General features: G+C 43.2%; 1 protein-coding gene. It reads right to left on the bottom strand.

Annotated features, from left to right (window positions below):
• Nucleotides 1–476: 476 nt before the first annotated feature.
• Nucleotides 477–819, bottom strand: a 343-nt coding sequence (locus tag QXU03_06825; GenBank protein ID MEM2171448.1) for a hypothetical protein, incomplete at its 5' end; no start/stop codon positions are given.

Here is an 819-nt window from a genome sequence, read left to right as displayed (position 1 = left end):
CTTTTTTGATTGCTTCACATTATATTATATGAGAATACTCGACTTCTCGGACTCATTGACCACCGCTTTCAGTCTTTTTTGATTGCTTCGGACGGCAAGATCGCAATAGTGATAACAAAGCCTTAGGGCGAAGCAACATCTTTCAGTCTTTTTTGATTGCTTCACTCCCTTCCCCTTAACCTCTCTACATATTTTTTTCTCTGCAACGAGGAGTTTGTGGATCTTTGTCAAACTTTCAGTCTTTTTTGATTGCTTCGCTGTTCTCAACCACGGTGAGGTAGCCGTGAGCGCGGAGAAGTGCGTTGAGGCTTTCAGTCTTTTTTGATTGCTTCAGCAACTGACGGAGGAACTGGACGTGGACTGGGGAAATGTGGATCCGCGGCTTTCAGTCTTTTTTGATTGCTTCCTGTAATTGTTTTCTACGTGGTGGATTTTTAAGGTTTTCGCCTGGGTTCCGGAAAGTCCATAAAGCATCATCAGGAGCCGGATGATGTTGTGATTGTTGTGTGTCCGAAGCCTGTTGCTCTGGATGTTCCTGTTCCGAGTGTGAGTGTTGTTGCGAATGTTTCCTTTAGTAATGTTTTCGTGTCTATGCCTTTGGCTGTGTAGTGGTCTTGGTAGTGTTTGTTTAGGTAAAGGTTTACGTATCCTATTAGAGCTGGTATGGGTTTTTTGCTTTTTTCGTACTTGATTCTTATTACCTTGGTTGTTCTGTGGATTGAGTAGGGCTCGCCGAGTAGCCTGTGGATAACTATGAGTGTTTTAATAAAAGACCTCCACTTAAGCCTACCCATTATGCATAGATTTACGTAGACCGGC

Source organism: Desulfurococcaceae archaeon (assembly GCA_038845865.1).
Taxonomy (GTDB): domain Archaea; phylum Thermoproteota; class Thermoprotei_A; order Sulfolobales; family Desulfurococcaceae; genus UBA285.
This window is presented reverse-complemented; position numbering and strand designations above follow the sequence as displayed.